Raw genomic sequence first — 18,021 nt, 5'->3', positions numbered from 1 at the left:
TTTATTTGTTTGCGATCGCACTATTATTTTTATCGTGTTCAAGTTCTCTCATTAGAGAATCAAAACCACTGGTATTGTTTCCGCTTTGGGCAAATAAAGACCGAATTTTATTGATTATCGCACTCATGCTATTGGAGAAAAACCGACCGAGATTATTAACAAAGTTTTTCAATTTCTCAAAAATCGTAACCTCTACAGTAGAATACTTATTAACAATTGGATATACAATTTTTCCTTTTTCTGTTTGATAGTATTCTTGTTCAGGCATCAACATTGATGTGAGTGGTTGCACCTGTTTTGCCATATCAGCTTCGGTTCGTTTATTGCTGAGGAATAAAACATCATAAATTTTTCCATTCCAGCTAGCCCAATAATGGTTTTGGAAAAACCATCGTTTACCGTCATCACAATTAGGTTTTTTTCCTTGGTATGGGGTAGTTCCAGCTTCACTTAAAAAAGGTTTAGCGATACTTTCAATTGTTATTTTTTCAATGCCAAAATATTCTTCTGCAACTTTTTTAAAAGCACGGGCTAATGTCTGACAATCTCCTTCTGGAGAGCCTTTTAAGAGAGTTTCTGGACTCTTGCTCACCATTGTGTATTGAAATTGGATATTTACAAAGTTTTTGAAGAGTTGTTCCAGTATTTTATCTTGTGGCAATGTGTCATCTATGCCATTTACTAGTGTTTTGGCTAGTGAATATTCTTGTAAAAATTTTTGTTTTTTATCTGCTGAGTTATTTGCTGCTAATATTTCTTCAGACTTTGCTTGTTCGTTCTGATTACCTGGTATCGTCTGCTGTGCGTCCTGGTTTTGCAGAGGAGATCGATTAATTTGGTTGACTACAGAAGTAGCGACACTATCCGCCTCTTGCTCATATCGATCTCCTGATTGACCAATAGTCAGTTTTGGCTGTATTTCTCCTATAGGCAGGCTATCAGCACGTTTTATTGCCATTTTGCTCAAGTTATGACCAAACTGCGAAGAGTGTTCCTTGCCTTGCTGCAAAGACTCATTCATCTTTGTTTGCAATACAGTAAGTCGCTCTTGTCCCTCTGGCGTGATAGTCCCATGCTTGGCTTGTATTTGGAGTTTCGTTGCCTCAAACTGATATTGTTGAAATTTCTGATTTTCTACCTTTGCCTGTACTATAGGCTTGTTGGAGCCAAGTTGAGAGTGGGTAGTTAATAAATGCGATTGCAACTGACTTTGCTCTGACGAATAAGCGGATGAGTCAGCTTTTTTGTGGATTTGTAGCCGTTCTTTCATCGCTAGTTTCAAAAGTCAATAGTGGGTAATCTATATATTATGTCACTTACTTAAAGCTCCCCGACTTATTTAAGAAGTTGGGGATCTAATTGTTTACGAATGATTTAGGATGGCGATAATTTCTATCGAATTAAGAACGCCGTACATTTAAGCAACACCATTCTTTGCGTTTCCACAGGGTAGCGACAACCCAACCATTTTCTTCTAAAGCGTCAGCAACAGCTTTAGATTGTTCTAGTAAAATTCCACTGAAGATTGCCCAAGTTTCAGGTTTAGCGATCGCACTCATCTCTGGAATTAATTCAATAATCACATGAGCCAAAATATTGCAGACGATACCATCTACTGGGTTTTCAATTAGTTTTGTCAAAACGTCTACACTTCCCAGTGCTGGTAGTAAACGTTCTGGGTTAATATCATTCAGCGCACCATTACTGATAGTTGATTGCACCGCTAAAGGGTCAGTATCCACTGCATAGACTTTCTCTGCACCCAGTAGCAGCGCCCCAATGGAAAGGATACCAGAACCACAGCCAATATCCGCAATTACTAGATGTTCATGTTTGCCACTATTACCCACAAACGACTGCGAAACTCCACTTAGCCGCATTTCCAGTGATTCCAAACATAGCTGAGTGGTGGCATGGTTGCCCGTACCAAATGCTACACCAGGATCGAGGCGAATTACTAACCGTTCCGTTGTTTCTGGTAATGGTAGCCACGCGGGGTTGATTAAGAAGCGATCGCCTATTTCTTGCGGATGCCAATATTGTTTCCAGCTAGTCGCCCAATCTTCCTCATCAATTAACTGCCATTGCAAAGAAGGAGATGAAACTCCTACACAGAGAGCATCTTGACGCAGCCACAGCGACAGCGCCGCCAAATCTAAAAGCTGTGTTTGAATTGTCGGCAGATAAGCCCTTACTAAAGATGAATTTCCTTTATTTTCACTAGCTGTACCACGACAGCCAAAATCTTCCAGTCGCCAAAAGATCGTATCTTCTAGGTCTGGTTCACATAAAATCTGTATTTCCCACCAGGTGTTTGCCATTTTTGAGTGCTGTTAGCGCTAGCGGGGCGTTCAGCCCGTGGTGAGTGCTGAGTGCTGAGTTTGAGGGAGTTAGGAGTTAGGAGTTAGGAGTTAGGAGTTTTTAACTTTTAACTCCTAACTATTCACTCCTAACTTTTATTTACTCAGCACTCGTTACTCAGCACTCAGCACTCATAGTGTTACTGTATACGCGTCCCGAATACCAGGGACTTTTATAATCTCATCCAAAATGCCCTCTGGTAAAGGGTCATCTATACTCAGAGCCATTACGGCATCACCACGGACGATTTTCCGACCTACTTGCATACTGGCAATATTCACATTAAAACTGCCGAGTAGGGAACCAAGTTTGCCGATGATCCCCGGCATATCGCGGTGCAGGGTAAACAACATATATTTGCTGGGTGGAACGTTAATCGGGAAACCGTCAACGTCGGTGAGGTGGATTTCCCGCTCACCCAACAAAGCACCTGTAACAGAATGGGTACCTAAAGTACCCGTGGCTTCTAGATGCAATGTGCCAGCATAATCTCGAATGGAAGCATCGCGGGTTTCAATCACCCGAATTCCGCGTTCTTTGGCTTCTATGTTGGCATTTACGTAATTTACTCGTTCCCGCAAAGCTTGGTAAAGTAGTCCTTTGAGGGCAGCGACGATTAAAGGCTGACTTTTGTTGGTCGCGAGTTCCCCTTGTAGTCGAATATTGAGTACTTCTACCCTTCCACCAGCTAGCTGTCCTACCAGATTACCTAGAGTTTCTGCTAGTTGCATATAGGGTTTGAGTTCTTCCAACACATCAGGGCCGAGTCCGGGAATGTTGACGGCTGAACGTGCTGGTAATCCTAAAAGTACATCGCGAATTTGTTCGGCAACATCAATAGCCACATTCACTTGAGCTTCTGCTGTCGAGGCTCCCAAGTGGGGAGTGAGGATGATTTCTTTGCCTAGCGATCGCAATTCAGATTCACCCAATGGTTCTGACTCGAACACATCCAAGGCTGCACCGCCGATTTTACCCGCTTTCAAAGCAGCTGCTAAAGCTACTTCATCAATGATCCCACCACGAGCGCAGTTGATAATCCGAGATGTAGGTTTCATCTTTGCCAAGGTTGTGGCATTGATTAAGTGGGTCGTTTCTGGGGTTTTTGGGATGTGTAGGGTGATATAGTCTGCTTGTTGGAAGAGTAAATCTAGCTCCACCAACTGACAGCCAATTTGTTCGGCTCGTTCTGTCGAAATAAAAGGGTCATAAGCTAGGAGTTTCATCCCCATTGTCTTAGCTACAGCAGCAACATGGGAGCCAATTTTACCCAAACCGACAACGCCGAGAGTTTTTTTGTAGACTTCCGCACCAACAAAACTATTGCGATCCCACGCACCGCGTTTCACCGAAGCGTTAGCATCGGGGATGTGGCGAGACAAAGCCAAAATCATTGCTAGCGCATGTTCGGCGGCAGCAATTGTATTTCCCTCTGGAGAATTGACTACCACAATCCCTCGGCGTGTGGCAGCAGGAACATCCACATTATCCACACCCACACCAGCACGACCGATGATTTTTAGTTGGGTGCCGGCTTCAATGATTTCTTGAGTGACACGCGTACCAGAGCGAATCATCAGCGCGTCATACTCACCAATAATTGCGATCAGTTCCGCTGGTTTTAGACCTAGTTTGACATCAACGGTTGCAACTTGCGAAAGAATGTCAATTCCAGCTTGGTCAATCGAATCAGAGACAAGAACCTTAGACATGATTACTTCATTTAAAGCTACAGGTTTTGCTGCACAAGACTTTTTAGTTTAGTCTTTATCTGTCGCAATTCAGCAAAAATTATTTGTTTGAATATCAACTTAACCTTTACTTACACTACGTGCTGATAGTATCGAAGCATGAATTGCTCCCGGTGGGCACTGCCTCCTAAGTTTTTGAACATAAGTTAGCTGTTTACACCACCCTGTGGCTAAATATAAAGCATGAATAGCACTAAGCACCTATATATTTATTAATAGTTAAGAGTTACCAAAATTTTCTCGGCTGAAGCAACTTACTTTGTGGGGTATAAACGCTTGTATGCTTGACTGGGACGCAACTTTAGCTGAGGCAATGCTATACACAAACAGGAAACGAGCTAGTAACTAATACATCTGTCGAATCTCGTCTGTTTCTCAATACCACAAGTGGTATCCCTTAGTCAAAGCAAAACATTGGATCGTTAAGATAATCAGATTGTAACAGTTAGAATTTAAGCATCAAATAAATTTTATTGCTCATAATTCCGGCAGATTTAAGATTGTTTAGTAGTTAAAAACTACCAATTAGTGTCAGTAAAATACTGAATATACAGTAGTAAACTAGTAATTTTTCAAGCTAATTTTAAGAGTTTGTAGTAAGTACTTTAGTGCTTAAAAAACTAGAACTAAAGTTCTGACTACGAACTTGTTCACGCCTCGTGATTAATGAGACAGACTACTAATGACATTGCAAGGGGAGAAATCGCTATAATTCTGTTGAGCCAAATAGAGCCAAATATCCTTTGAGTTTTGGGGAAACCAGCCATGTTAGAGTACAACTTGCCAAGGTACTTGCCCTCAGCCGAGGAACTACCAGACTCTGATGAAACGCCTGTGGATAATGAACTGCAAGAATTGATACCAGGCTTGTTAAAAGCGATCTTGCTAATACTTTGGTCAGAACGCATGGACTGGTTGTTTGGGATAGATATGGGTATTTATTATCACCCTGATAAACCGCCAATTGTGCCAGATGGGTTTTTGAGCTTAGGAGTAGAGCGATTTTATGATGAGGAACTGCGTCCTAGTTATGTGCTGTGGGATGAAAACGTTGTACCGATTTTCGTTCTAGAAGTAGTTTCCCAAAATTATCGTAAGGAATACACTACCAAACTAGATGAATATGAGGCTTTGGGTGTACTTTATTACGTGATTTATTCCTCTCGCCGTCGTCGCAAACCGCATCTAGAAGTACATAAGTTAGTTAATGGTAAGTATGAATTGCAAGAGGGAAACCCCGTTTGGCTACCAGAAATTGGCTTGGGAATTGGTTGCGAAAGGGGAAATTATTGCGGCGTAACGCGGGAATGGATGTATTGGTATGATGAGCAAGGACAACGGTATCTCACGCCCGCAGAACAAGTAAAACAAGAGACACAACGCGCTCAACAAGAAGCACAACGTGCCCAACAAGAAGCACAACGTGCCCAACAAGAAGCACAACGTGCCCAACAAGAAGCACAACGCGCTCAACAAGAAGCACAGCGTGCTGAAATTGCAGAAAAACGGGTTCAACAGTTGGCGGAACAATTAAGAGCACTTGGGATAGATCCAGATAATCTGGCTTAACTGAAATATTGTGCAATATTTTCAACAAAACCTAATTTTTAGGTTTTATTAGATTTATGTATTTTTCATAAATGATTGTTAAAATTTCTACATATCATCAATTAGATTGCACACACTTGATGCAATTGCGCTCATGTAACTTAGCAGCATATAGCGGTTAATCTACTACTTATAATAGTTTTTCCACGATCTGAAAATAGCGCCACTCCACCCGAAACCGTTGTATGTATTTCTTTATCTCCAGATTCCAACCGCGCAGCTTGAAACGATAACCGGATTTGTTCAGCGTACTGAAACGCTTTCTCTTGTGTCAGCCCAGGTAGAGCCAATATAAACTCCTCACCACGTTTGAGCAAGTCATGAGCTTCCAGTAATTTTTATAATCACTTGAAAGCGGTTAAGTTACAGCAGAATTTGGAATCCTGCATAATTACAGAAAAACTATTGTTTTTTAGGAATAACGTTCCTGATTCCACTTTTAGCAGAGACAGTATCACCTTTGTAGCGAGGGATGATATGAATACTGGCGTGCATAATATTTTGACCTGCGGCTCTATTGATGTTCATTCCTACATTAAAGCCATCAGGCTCAAATTCACTTTTGAGAATTTCTTGGACTTTGTTCACCATAAACCAGCAAGCAGATTGCTCCTTAAATGGGAGTTCAAAATAGCTGCTAACATGACGTTTGGGAATAATTAGAACATGTCCTTTACTTATTGGATAGCCATCAAAAATAGCATAAGCAGTTGCTGATTCAGTTAATAGTCTGAGAGTTTTATGGGGATTACAGAATATACAATAGTTAGATGAATTTCGCTGATGATTATAGTGGACATACTCATATACTTCCCGATATTCATCTAAGCAAATTGAAGTAAAAGGAAGTTTGGAAATACACTGATAGGTAGGTTTTTTGTGAATGTAATGTTCTCTAAACCCTTCTTTTTTGATATCCCTCCTTACAGCATAATAAGCTTTACCTCCTGATTTTAATAAATGTGATATTTCCATAAGAACATTAGTTTGTTCTTCACTAAATAAAACATTTAAAACATAAAAGCAAATTATTGTATCGAATTTATTATCAGGATATTTTGGAAAATAATAAGGGTCATAGCCTGTAATATCATAACCTTTTTGGCGCAATATTTTAACATCATTACCAAAGCCACAACCAAAGTCTAGTATTTTGCCTTGTAAAAGGTTTTGATTTAATAAAAACTGTGCCGGAAATGATAGATAACTTCTTTCGATCGCAGTAAGATGGCTGAACAGATTTTTTTGCTGTTTCATAGAATGAATTTTGGTGCTGATGTCCCAAAATTATTATTCCCAGCATTTGTTTAGGTTATGCGATGTCTACGATGGTCACTGAGCGGCTGATGAGCGGAGTTAAACCATGCGTACCCCTCCGGGGAAGCAAGCTACGCGGAGCGTCTGTCTGCGACACGCTGCGCGAACGTAGAGAAGCGCGGGCTACGCCTACGCATCAGGGTCAATACCTAGCTCACGTAACTTAGCTGCTAATATATCAGCACGCTGGCGTTCTTGTTCAGCACGTTGGCTTTCCTGTTCAGCACGCTGGCTTTCCTGTTCAGCGCGTTGGCGTTCTTGTTCAGCACGTTGACGTTCTTGTTCAGCACGCTGGCGTTCTTGTTGGGCTTGTTCGCTACTCCACAACAGCAAATTTCCTTCTGTATCCCACCAGCGGAGCCAATTCATGGTTTGGCATAATCTCTCACCTTGCCAAATTCCGAGAAATAGCTCTAACTCAGGAATCCAGTAACGTCCATTAGCGTCTGCTTGCTGCAAAGTATATTGTTCATTTTGCAAACACCGTAGTTCTATGCTGGGTTCGTAAGGGTCGTAGGTTACGTATGTTGGAACTTGGAGAATCTTTTCGTAATAATAGAGTTTACCGTAGGGTGGAGTTGAGCGGACTGATAGTTCTCCCCCTTCTGTGTCTGAAAGAAATTCCATCACCACAGCCACAGCAGTGCCTTCTAAATTCGGGGTATAGCTGCGACGAACTACATTTGTTCCCACAGACTGCACCTGAGGAACATAAAACCAGTCTGGTGCTTTAACAACAATTTTTTTGTTGACTGTAGCTACAAGTCCAAAGTTAGAGCCAATCAGCATTTGAGGTTGGATGCGTGCTGTGCTTCCCAAAGCATCGGTAAGCGCAGCAGCGATCGCCGGTTGTTGAATATTTTCCACTGGATCGTCTGGTAAAATGAAGTCGGCTGGAAGTGCTTCCCAAGTAACAATTGGTTCTTTTTGGATGGGGTTAACTTGTAGAACCATAAAATTACTCCTAATATCAATGCACAGTATATTAGTTATTTTTAACAAATCTTCAGCCAGCATCGCTTTTAAGTTAAAAACCCACAAATCTGGAAAGATTTCTCTGACAGGTGTATATACTCGTAGTCAAGCACTTAGCAGGCGTGAGTATGATAGTTGAGTGGTTCACTCTCTGGATAGGTCAAAAAGCGGTTGGATTTCTTGTCAAAACTATTATTAGCGAAGAATTTTTCAAAGATTTAGTTAAAGACTACGCTAAAGATTTTTTCAAACATATCTTTAATAATGCTGTAACTGCGCCCTTCAAGCAAGAACCGCTTCAGAAAGCTGTAGTCATGGCGCTGACAGAATTTTTGCAAGCGATGCAGCAACAGTTAAAGGTTCGTTGCAAACTTTCTGAAGCTGAAATTCAAAATTATGCTGAAGATATCAATATATTTATCCGTGATAAATCGGTTAAAGAAATTCTTGGTCAGGCTTTTGATATTAAATGTGATTCTCTAGATTTTAAAACACTAGCAGATAGTTGGAAAAGACTTCAACTAGAACCTCTACCGCCTAAATTTAACTGGCAAACAATTATAGAGCAGTATCTGATACAAGTTCAAGATATTCTTTCGGATTCAGAAGAGTTACGCTATATCTTGGAACTTCAAAAATTATCTAGTATTGACAAGACTTTAAAAGAAAACGCTGATATTCCCAAGGATTTTAATTTACCACAATATTTAGAAACTATTCGGGAACGCTACGGCAATCTGAAGTTAGATAGTTTAGAAACTACATCCCGCGAACATCCGGTAAACTTATGGCAAATGTTTATCCCGCAAAATGTGCGGCAAGTTTATCAGGTTTTACCAGAACTGCCTAAAGAATATCTTCGCAGGTTACAAGAAAGTAACCAATTAGATGCGGAATTTGAAATAGAAAAATTTCAAGAAGAAACAGAACGTTATCAACGTACTTATTTTGAACAGCCAATCCGTTCAGTATTAGATGTTGTCCAAGATAAGCAACGCAAAAATTATCTAGTTATTTTAGGCGATCCTGGTTCCGGTAAGTCTACATTGTTGCAATATCTAGCATTGGATTGGGTCGAAAAAAGTCTCGAACAGAATGATTTTAATTTGCCAATTCCTTTGCTGATTGAATTACGCAATTATATGCGCGATCGCGATGCGGGTAGTTGTAATAATTTTCTTCAATTTTACCATAATAGTCCCAATTGTTTTTATCACCTCAATCAGCATAAATTGCATGAGCAGCTAAAGGCTGGTAACGCTTTAGTTATGTTTGATGGCTTGGATGAAATCTTTGAATCTGCCAAGCGAGAGGAAGTAATTACCTGTATTCATCGCTTCACTAATGAATATCCCGATGTGCAGGTAATTGTCACTTCTCGGATTATCGGCTATAAGCAGCAACAGTTGCGAGATGCAGAGTTTCGCCACTTCATGTTGCAAGATTTAGAACCAGCACAGATTCAAGATTTTATTCAACGTTGGCATGATAAAACTTTTACTCAAGCCGAAGAAAGAGATAAAAATATCAAACGTGAGCGTCTACAAAGAGTAATTAATGAATCAAAAGCAATTGCCGAACTAGCACAAAATCCTCTGCTGTTAACGATGATGGCAATTCTCAATCTCAAGCGAGAATTACCCAGAGATAGAAGTGAACTGTATAAAGATGCTTCAGAGGTTCTGTTGCATAATTGGGACGAGGGACGCAATTTAAAGCCCGATGAACGTCTGGACATTATTGATTATAAAGATAAACAGGCAATGTTGCGTCAAGTTGCTTATCAAATGCAAACCAGTGAAAAAGGTTTAGCTGGCAACATTATCTATGCAGATGATTTAGAAACAATCTTCACTAAATATCTGCAAAGCATACCAGTGAGTGATGCCAGAGATAAAGCCAGACGGTTGATGAAACAACTGCGCGATCGCAATTTTATTTTATGTTTTTTGGGTGCAGATTACTATGCCTTTGTGCATCGGACTTTTTTAGAATATTTCTGTGCTTGGGAGTTTGTCTGGCAGTTTGAGAAGGAACGCAGTATTACAAATGAGTATCTCAAAACTGAAGTTTTTGGCAAACACTGGCAAGATGAAACTTGGCATGAAGTATTGCTGCTAATTGCGGGAATGATTGAGGCGAAATTTGTTGGTGAAATTCTGGAATACTTAATGGCGCAAGATGGGGAAGAGGAAAAATTTATCAACCTGTTTTTAGCGGCTAAATGTCTTGCAGAACTGAGAAATCGCTCGGTAATTGTGTCAACGGCTAATAAATTGCTTGACAAGCTAAAAGAATTAACTAAATATGACCTTTGGTACTATTACTCCTTCGATGATCGCGAAGAAACTAAGCTAGTTCAGGAAATTTGCACTCAAGCAGTTGCAACAATCGCCACAATTTGGAAAGATAACAGCAATACTTTACACTGGCTCAAAGACTGCGCCACTGCTGATAATGAATCGTATGTGCGACGTGCAGCCATCCAAGCATTAGCCAGCAATTTCCAAGATGACCCGAACACCCGCTCGTTTCTCAAAGACCGCGCCACTGCTGATAATGAATCGTATGTGCGAGGTGCAGCCATCGAAGCATTAGCCAGCAATTTCCAAGATGACCCGGACACCCGCTCGATTCTCAAAGACCGCGCCACTGCTGATAATGAATCGTATGTGCGAGGTGCAGCCATCGAAGCATTAGCCAGTAATTTCCAAGATGACCCGGACACCCGCTCGATTCTCAAAGACTGCGCCACTGCTGATAATCAATGGGCTGTGCGAGGTGCAGCCATCGAAGCATTAGCCAGTAATTTCCAAGATGACCCGGACACCCGCTCGATTCTCAAAGACCGCGCCACTGCTGATAATCAATGGGCTGTGCGAGGTGCAGCCATCGAAGCATTAGCCAGTAATTTCCAAGATGACCTGGACACCCGCTCGATTCTCAAAGACCGCGCCACTGCTGATAATGATGAAGATGTGCGACGTGCAGCCATCCAAGCATTAGCCAAATACTTCAGAAATCAGCCTGAGTTGTTTGAAATTTACTACAACTGGGCTGTCAATGACTCCTTTGAGCGTAAGTATAACTATAAAACCAACCCTCGCCGCATTGCACTGGAGATAATTATCAAGCAATTTCCTCAGCATCCACAGACTTTACCACTGTTGCGTGACAAGGCAGAGAATGACGCAGATGAGCAAGTGCGAAACTTTGCTCAACAGAAGTTGGCAGAATTAGAGAAGTAAAAGAGTTTCAAAAATATGAACAACACAGAAGTTTGTCAACAAATCAACCAATATCTAGATGGGTTGTCTTCAGAACGCCTAGAACTGGTTGCTGACTTTAGCAGATAAAGAAAGTGAAGACGCTACCCAAGAGTTACTTGATAATTCGTAATTCGTAATTCGTAATTCGTAATTATGTTTCAGAAGAATGAAATATACAATAATTATTCAGTGGTCTGATGAAGATGAGTGTTTTTTTGTGAGTCTTCCTGAATGGGGAGAGTTTTGTCATACTCACGGAGATACTTACGAAGAAGCTTTCAAAAATGCTCAAGAAGTTTTAGAAATGCTGATTGAATCATCTTTAGCAGACGGTCAACTTTTACCAGAGCCAAAAACACTAGAAAAGTCTTTAAAATAATTCGTAATTTGTCAAATTAGAGAAGCATACGGCGATGCCTTCACGATAGGCATCGCGGATTTTAGATTTAATCTAATCTAAAATCCCAAATCGAGTTACCGATTCACCGCCGCTGCTTCTCTTGCTGCTGCTGCTTGGTCTGGGTGGATACCCAAGCGGGTGAGATTAATGCGACCTTTGTTATCAATTTCGCGCACTTTGATAATCACTTCATCGCCTACCGCTACTTCATCCTCAACTTTGCCAACGCGGTAGTCAGCTAGTTGTGAGATGTGAATCATGCCTTCTTTTCCAGGCAAAAATTCCACAAATGCACCTATCGGTATAATCCGAGTAATGCGTCCTGCATAGACATCCCCTTCGTGCAACTTGCGGGTCATGCCTTGGATGATATTTCTGGCTCTCTTCGCCTTGTTCTCATCCACAGCGGAAATTGTCACGGTGCCATCATCTTCGATGTCAATTTTTGCACCAGTTTCCTCTGTAATGCCCTTAATAGTCTTGCCTCCAGGCCCGATGACCAAACCAATCATGTCTGAATCAATCTTGATTGTTAACAGACGTGGAGCATAAGGTGAGGTTTCAGTCCGTGGTGTGTCAATGCAGGCGAGCATTTTCTCCAGAATGTGCAACCGAGCTGCTTTCGCTTGGTGGACGGCTTGGGCAATAACCTCCAACGACAAACCGGAGATTTTCATGTCCATTTGCAAGGCGGTAATCCCGGTATCCGTGCCGGCAACTTTGAAGTCCATGTCGCCCAAAAAGTCTTCAATGCCTTGGATGTCGGTCAGGACTCGTACTTCGTCCCCTTCCTTAATCAGACCCATTGCTGCGCCACTGACGGGTTTGATAATTGGTACACCAGCATCCATCAGGGCGAGGGTGGAACCGCAGACTGAACCCATTGAGGTGGAACCGTTGGAGGAAAGTACTTCCGATACGATGCGAATCACGTAGGGAAATTGTTCTTTTGACGGTAACACAGGTATTATCGCTCGTTCTGCCAATGCTCCGTGACCAATTTCGCGCCTTCCTGGGGCTCGCATTGGCTTGGTTTCACCGACTGAGAAGGGGGGGAAGTTGTAATGATGCAGGTAACGCTTGTGCTGATCTAGCTGCATGTCATCGTTGAGGTTTTGAGCATCCCCAGGTGTACCCAGAGTACAAGTGGATAATACCTGAGTTAGTTCTCGGTTAAATAAACCGCTACCGTGGACTCGCTTTGGTAAGACATCAACTAAACAAGAAACCGGACGCACTTGATCGAGTTTACGACCATCAACGCGGACGTTATCTTCGATGATTTGTCGCCGCATGAAGTGTTTGGTAATATCTTTAAAAGTGTTACCAAGTGCCTTCTTATTTGCAGTTGCAGCAACTCGAATGGGGTCTTCTTCTGACAGTTCAGTAATCGTCGCGGCAATTTCATCCTTAACGACATCTAAAGCTGCATCGCGTTCGGGTTTGGTCAAACTAAATTGAGACAGGATTTTCTTAATCTGACCGTTGGCGCGATCGCGGATATAATTTTCTAGGGTTTGGTCTACTTCTGGTGGTGCTTCTTGCACTATTACTAGACCCAGTTCGGCGATTAAATCTTGCTGCGCTTTGATTAAGTCCCGCACTGCTTCATAACCAAAGTCAATCGCCTCAAGAATATCTCGCTCTGGCAACTGATTGGCTCCCGCTTCTACCATGATCACGCCATGTGGTGAACCTGCAACTACCAGATCCAAATCTCCAGCTTCAGTTTCTGCATAAGTGGGGTTAATAATGAAATCATCTCCCACTAAACCAACCCGCACTGCTGCCATTGGCCCATTAAAAGGAATCTGGGCAATCAGGGTAGCAATGGAAGCGCCTGTAACTGCTAACACATCGGGTGGAACTAACTCGTCCATCGACAGCGTTAAGGCAATAATTTGCAGGTCATCCCGTAACCATGACGGGAACAAAGGACGCATGGGACGGTCTATAAGACGGCTGGTGAGAATTGTTTTTTCTGGTGGACGACCTTCGCGCCGCATGATCCCGCCGGGAATCCTACCAGCGGCATATAGCCTTTCTTCATAATCTACAGTAAGGGGAAGAAAATCTATGCCTTCTCTGGCTTGCGATCGCGTAGCCGTTACTAAAACGGATGTGTCCCCTGATTCTATCAAAACCGATCCACCTGCCTGGGGAGCTAGTAGGCCTACTTTCAGTCGAATATCCCTTCCATCGAAGGATATTGACTTATCAACTTCTGCCATTCAGTTTTTTTTCCTTCTCTTTCGCTATTCTCTTTCTGTGGCAATCCTAACATTTATGCCCTATGGCTGACTTCTACTACATACAAAGATAGACAAGTCGTTTAACGCAAAGTGTGATAAAAGATTAGCGCGTCTACTACCTGCCCATTCTCTAGCTTCGCCGCGCCCGGAATTCGCCCAATAATCTCAAATCCTAACGACTGCCAAAGTGTAATTGAAGGTATATTAGTCTCAAAGACCAAATTAAACATTACTGCTTCGTAGCCCAGGTTTGCTGCTATCGAAAGCATAGCCTCTCCCATGAACCGTCCTAAACCTTGACCGCGTAACTCAGGTTGTACAATAAAACCAGCGTTGCAAATATGGCTACACCGACCAGGAAAGTTTGGCTTTAAATAAAACGCCCCTAATATTTCTTTTGGCTTATGTGTAGGATCTACAACAGATGTCCTGACAACAAAGGCATCCTTGCTTAACCAGTAAGCTGAAAATTCTGTAGGAGAGAGAGGTTGCTTTTGGGGATAGGTTTTACCTTCAAAAATTACAACATTGAGTAACGATCTGACAACCTCGTGTTCTTGAGGATGCATATAATCCAGTTCCACTAACATCCTATTTTTTAAGACTTTAATTAGGGGAAAATTCATTATTAACAATGTTTATGTGGAATAATTACTTAAATTTTATTATATGAGAAAGTTTGCGAATAAATCTTATTGAAAAAATGTGAAAAGCAGAATATTTGCGATTTTAATTCTAGAATTTTGGGAAAATCTGAGTAGTTAGAAAATGGCTATTTTACACTGTAATTGGTTACTAAAAAATCAAAATGGTTGTTTATTTATTTGGGGGGAAACTTGGCGATCGCCACGAGTGAATTTCGAGTCTAATGGATCTGGAGATATACCAGTACATCCATTGGCAATGACATCAGTTGAGTTGAGTGAGTGGTTGCGATCGCAGAACATGGCAATTACCAACTTCATCCAAAAACCTCAAGTTGCGATCGCAACTACTGGGCGATCGCGCAAAGCCGCCAGTGCCACTGAGATCAGTTTACCAACGCACTCTCAAATCATTGCTCTACCAACTTATATCCCAGAAGATACTAACAAAGGAACAACAGCGATTTTCCCTGTACATTCTGCCAGCTTGGGCGAAAATACAGACTCCCCGCAATATTTGCAACCGTGGCGAGTTGAAGGTTTTTGTCTTAATGCCAACGAAGCAGTAAAATTTCTCGCCGCGATTCCCCTAAATGCTGCTAAAGGGGAAGATGCTTTTTTGGGTGGAGATTTACGCTTTTGGTCGCAGGTTGCCCGATGGAGTTTAGATTTAATCTCAAGGTGTAAATTTTTACCAACAATTGGCCGAGAATCAGATGGTGCATTTGCTGCCAAATGGCGAGTACTTCTAGACAGTGCTGTAGATGGAACCCGCCTAGAAAAATTTTCTGCGAACATACCGTTGGTTTGTCGTACTTATCAAGAGGAAGTGGGGACTGGGGAGGATTTTTCCCAATCCCTACTTTATGTAGACTTTCCCACAGAACCTCAAGAATTACTTTTGGGATTTCTCAACAGTACGATAGATGCCCAAGTGCGAGAAATGATGGGTTCTCAACCTCCAATGGAAGCTAAGGCGATGTCTACGACGGGCTCCGCCTACGCATCTTTACCGTCTGGGGTGCGACAGTGGTTGCCAGCCTTAACTAGTGCATCTCATATAGTCAATGCAGATGCAATTGAAGTGGAAAGACTGGAAGCGGCATTGAAGGCTTGGACTATGCCGCTACAATACCAATTAACTCTTAAAAGTCTATTTCGTACCTGTTTTCAACTGCGTTCTCCAGAGTCTGGCGAAACAGATTGGACATTGGCGTATTTTTTGCAAGCGGCTGACGATCCAGAGTTTTTAGTGGATGCGGCAACTATTTGGAACAATCCAGTTGAACGATTGGTTTATGAAAATCGGACAATTGAGCAACCACAAGAAACATTTTTGCGAGGTTTGGGGGTAGCTTCCCGATTATATCCAGCGATCGCACCCAGCTTTGAAACCGAATATCCCCAATCTTCTCGGATCGCTCCCATTCAAGCTTATGAGTTTATCAAAGCTGTAGCTTGGAGGTTAGAAGACAGTGGTTTAGGAGTAATTTTGCCTCCTAGTTTGGCGAACCGTGAAGGATGGGCAAATCGTTTGGGTTTAAAAATTACTGCTGAAACCCCAAAGAAAAAGCAGGGACGTTTAGGATTGCAAAGTCTACTAAATTTCCAATGGCAATTGGCAATTGGTGGACAAACTATTTCCAAAGCTGAGTTTGATAAACTTGTGGCTTTAAATAGTCCGCTAGTAGAAATTAACGGCGAGTGGGTGGAATTGCGCCCCCAGGACATCAAAACAGCCCAAACATTTTTTACCACTCGCAAAGACCAAATGGCGCTTTCGTTGGAAGATGCCTTGCGTTTCAGTACAGGCGATACTCAAGTAATTGAAAAGTTACCAGTGGTTAGCTTTGAGGCATCTGGGGCATTGCAAGAGTTGATTGGGGCGTTAAGTAATAATCAAGCGATCGCACCTTTACCCACACCAGCCGGCTTCAAAGGGCAGTTGCGACCTTATCAAGAACGTGGCGCTGCTTGGTTGTCATTCTTGGAACGTTGGGGTTTGGGCGCATGTCTTGCAGACGACATGGGACTCGGTAAAACTATCCAGTTTATTGCTTTTTTGCTACATCTTCAAGAACAAGATGCACTAGAAAATCCAACCCTGCTAGTTTGCCCAACTTCGGTTTTAGGCAACTGGGAAAGGGAAGTCAATAAATTTGCACCAAGCTTGAAAATTTTGCAATATCACGGTGACAAACGCCCAAAAGGAAAAGCGTTTTTAGAAGCAGTGAAAAATCACGATTTAATCGTTACTAGCTATTCACTGCTTCATCGAGATATCAAGTCATTGCAAAGTGTTTCTTGGCAGATAATTGTTTTAGACGAAGCCCAGAATGTGAAAAACCCAGAGGCGAAGCAGTCAAAAGCAGTGCGGGAATTAGAAGCGACATTTCGCATTGCATTAACGGGGACACCAGTAGAAAATAGGCTGCAAGAACTATGGTCTATTTTGGATTTTCTGAATCCTGGGTATTTAGGGAATAAGCAATTTTTTCAGCGGCGGTTTGCCATGCCAATAGAAAAGTATGGTGATACTGCTTCTTTAACTCAGTTACGTTCATTAGTGCAACCATTTATACTGCGGCGATTGAAAAGCGATCGCGACATCATTCAAGACTTACCAGATAAGCAAGAAATGACCGTATTTTGCGGTTTGACTGGCGAACAAGCTGCACTTTATCAACAAATTGTAGAACAATCTTTAGTAGAAATTGAATCTGCTGAAGGATTGCAACGTCGGGGGATGATTTTGGCTTTATTAATCAAACTCAAACAAATCTGCAATCACCCAGCCCAATATTTAAAAGAAGCGACATTAGAGCAACATAATTCAGCTAAACTTCTGCGCCTAGAAGAAATGTTAGAAGAAGTTTTAGCAGAAGGCGATCGCGCTTTAATCTTCACACAATTTGCTGAGTGGGGGAAATTACTTAAACCCTATTTAGAAAAACAGCTTGGGCGAGAAATATTCTTTTTATATGGCAGCACCAGTAAAAAACAACGAGAGGAAATGATCGACCGTTTCCAACACGATCCTCAAGGGCCACCGATTATGATTCTTTCTCTAAAAGCTGGTGGAGTAGGACTGAATTTAACACGAGCCAATCATGTATTCCACTTTGATAGATGGTGGAACCCAGCCGTGGAAAATCAAGCCACAGATAGAGTATTTCGGATTGGCCAAACCCGGAATGTGCAAGTACATAAATTTGTTTGCACAGGCACTTTAGAAGAAAAAATTCATGACATGATTGAAAGTAAAAAACAACTAGCTGAACAAGTTGTAGGTGCTGGTGAAGAATGGTTGACTGAACTGGATACAGATCAACTTCGTAACTTACTAATACTCGATCGCAATGCAGTAATTGACGATGATGCAGAATAATTTCGCATGCATTAGACTTTTCAAATAAATATTTTTTTAACTCACACAGAGGCGTA

At 41.9% G+C, this 18,021-nt stretch carries 11 protein-coding genes; 4 read left to right on the top strand and 7 right to left on the bottom strand.

Features of this window, described 5'->3' with window-relative positions; translation table 11 throughout:
* Position 1: 1 nt before the first annotated feature.
* From AC1F2U_RS18215 to serA, 3 genes are all read right to left on the bottom strand, one after another.
* A complete protein-coding gene (locus AC1F2U_RS18215) occupies positions 2-1,270 on the bottom strand; it encodes a hypothetical protein (protein ID WP_480262377.1) in 1,269 nt (422 codons plus the stop codon).
* A gap of 130 nt (positions 1,271-1,400) precedes the next feature.
* The gene (prmA, locus tag AC1F2U_RS18210; protein ID WP_480262376.1) at positions 1,401-2,321 is read right to left on the bottom strand and encodes a 50S ribosomal protein L11 methyltransferase; all 921 of its coding nucleotides are present in this window, start codon (positions 2,319-2,321) and stop codon (positions 1,401-1,403) included.
* 171 nt (positions 2,322-2,492) lie between these two features.
* Positions 2,493-4,073 carry a phosphoglycerate dehydrogenase gene (serA, locus tag AC1F2U_RS18205; protein ID WP_480262375.1) on the bottom strand — a complete coding sequence of 527 codons (1,581 nt, stop codon included), beginning with the start codon at positions 4,071-4,073 and terminating at the stop codon, positions 2,493-2,495.
* Positions 4,074-4,877: 804 nt separating this feature from the next.
* On the opposite strand from serA, the gene AC1F2U_RS18200 reads away from it, so the two are divergent.
* Positions 4,878-5,681, top strand: coding sequence for a Uma2 family endonuclease (locus tag AC1F2U_RS18200; RefSeq protein ID WP_480262374.1), 804 nt, complete (start codon positions 4,878-4,880; stop codon positions 5,679-5,681).
* A gap of 441 nt (positions 5,682-6,122) precedes the next feature.
* Here AC1F2U_RS18200 and AC1F2U_RS18195 read toward each other — a convergent pair whose 3' ends face one another.
* Positions 6,123-6,977 (bottom strand): HIT family protein, encoded by an 855-nt coding sequence (locus tag AC1F2U_RS18195; RefSeq protein ID WP_480262373.1) that lies wholly within the window; start codon positions 6,975-6,977, stop codon positions 6,123-6,125.
* 189 nt (positions 6,978-7,166) lie between these two features.
* Positions 7,167-7,991: an MAP7 domain-containing protein gene (locus AC1F2U_RS18190; protein WP_480262372.1), complete on the bottom strand. Its 825-nt coding sequence runs from the start codon at positions 7,989-7,991 to the stop codon at positions 7,167-7,169.
* 149 nt (positions 7,992-8,140) lie between these two features.
* Between AC1F2U_RS18190 and AC1F2U_RS18185 the strand changes: the two genes are divergently transcribed.
* Together AC1F2U_RS18185 and AC1F2U_RS18180 are read left to right on the top strand one after the other, a co-directional pair.
* Positions 8,141-11,260: a HEAT repeat domain-containing protein gene (locus AC1F2U_RS18185; RefSeq protein ID WP_480262434.1), complete on the top strand. Its 3,120-nt coding sequence runs from the start codon at positions 8,141-8,143 to the stop codon at positions 11,258-11,260.
* Between the two features lie 187 nt (positions 11,261-11,447).
* The gene (locus AC1F2U_RS18180) at positions 11,448-11,660 is read left to right on the top strand and encodes a type II toxin-antitoxin system HicB family antitoxin (RefSeq protein ID WP_480262371.1); all 213 of its coding nucleotides are present in this window, start codon (positions 11,448-11,450) and stop codon (positions 11,658-11,660) included.
* A gap of 95 nt (positions 11,661-11,755) precedes the next feature.
* Here the strand turns inward: AC1F2U_RS18180 and AC1F2U_RS18175 are convergent, their stop codons facing one another.
* Together AC1F2U_RS18175 and AC1F2U_RS18170 are read right to left on the bottom strand one after the other, a co-directional pair.
* On the bottom strand, positions 11,756-13,912 hold the full coding sequence (locus tag AC1F2U_RS18175) for a polyribonucleotide nucleotidyltransferase (protein WP_480262370.1): 2,157 nt from the start codon (positions 13,910-13,912) through the stop codon (positions 11,756-11,758).
* 101 nt (positions 13,913-14,013) lie between these two features.
* Positions 14,014-14,559: an N-acetyltransferase family protein gene (locus AC1F2U_RS18170; RefSeq protein ID WP_480262369.1), complete on the bottom strand. Its 546-nt coding sequence runs from the start codon at positions 14,557-14,559 to the stop codon at positions 14,014-14,016.
* 142 nt (positions 14,560-14,701) lie between these two features.
* Here AC1F2U_RS18170 and AC1F2U_RS18165 point away from each other — a divergent pair, with 142 nt between their 5' ends.
* Complete coding sequence (locus AC1F2U_RS18165; protein WP_480262368.1) at positions 14,702-17,965, top strand: DEAD/DEAH box helicase; 3,264 nt, start codon at positions 14,702-14,704, stop codon at positions 17,963-17,965.
* The last annotated feature ends 56 nt before the right edge of the window (positions 17,966-18,021 follow it).

Source organism: Nostoc sp. LEGE 12454 (assembly GCF_056620565.1).
This window is presented reverse-complemented; position numbering and strand designations above follow the sequence as displayed.

Excerpts from the sequence above, each read along its gene's own strand:
- AC1F2U_RS18165 (WP_480262368.1), top strand. The coding sequence starts at position 14,702 with ATGGCTATTTTACACTGTAATTGGTTACTAAAAAATCAAAATGGTTGT.
- AC1F2U_RS18170 (WP_480262369.1), bottom strand. The coding sequence starts at position 14,559 with ATGAATTTTCCCCTAATTAAAGTCTTAAAAAATAGGATGTTAGTGGAA.
- AC1F2U_RS18195 (WP_480262373.1), bottom strand. The coding sequence starts at position 6,977 with ATGAAACAGCAAAAAAATCTGTTCAGCCATCTTACTGCGATCGAAAGA.
- AC1F2U_RS18215 (WP_480262377.1), bottom strand. The coding sequence starts at position 1,270 with ATGAAAGAACGGCTACAAATCCACAAAAAAGCTGACTCATCCGCTTAT.
- prmA (WP_480262376.1), bottom strand. The coding sequence starts at position 2,321 with ATGGCAAACACCTGGTGGGAAATACAGATTTTATGTGAACCAGACCTA.
- serA (WP_480262375.1), bottom strand. The coding sequence starts at position 4,073 with ATGTCTAAGGTTCTTGTCTCTGATTCGATTGACCAAGCTGGAATTGAC.
- AC1F2U_RS18190 (WP_480262372.1), bottom strand. The coding sequence starts at position 7,991 with ATGGTTCTACAAGTTAACCCCATCCAAAAAGAACCAATTGTTACTTGG.
- AC1F2U_RS18175 (WP_480262370.1), bottom strand. The coding sequence starts at position 13,912 with ATGGCAGAAGTTGATAAGTCAATATCCTTCGATGGAAGGGATATTCGA.
- AC1F2U_RS18200 (WP_480262374.1), top strand. The coding sequence starts at position 4,878 with ATGTTAGAGTACAACTTGCCAAGGTACTTGCCCTCAGCCGAGGAACTA.
- AC1F2U_RS18185 (WP_480262434.1), top strand. The coding sequence starts at position 8,141 with ATGATAGTTGAGTGGTTCACTCTCTGGATAGGTCAAAAAGCGGTTGGA.
- AC1F2U_RS18180 (WP_480262371.1), top strand. The coding sequence starts at position 11,448 with ATGAAATATACAATAATTATTCAGTGGTCTGATGAAGATGAGTGTTTT.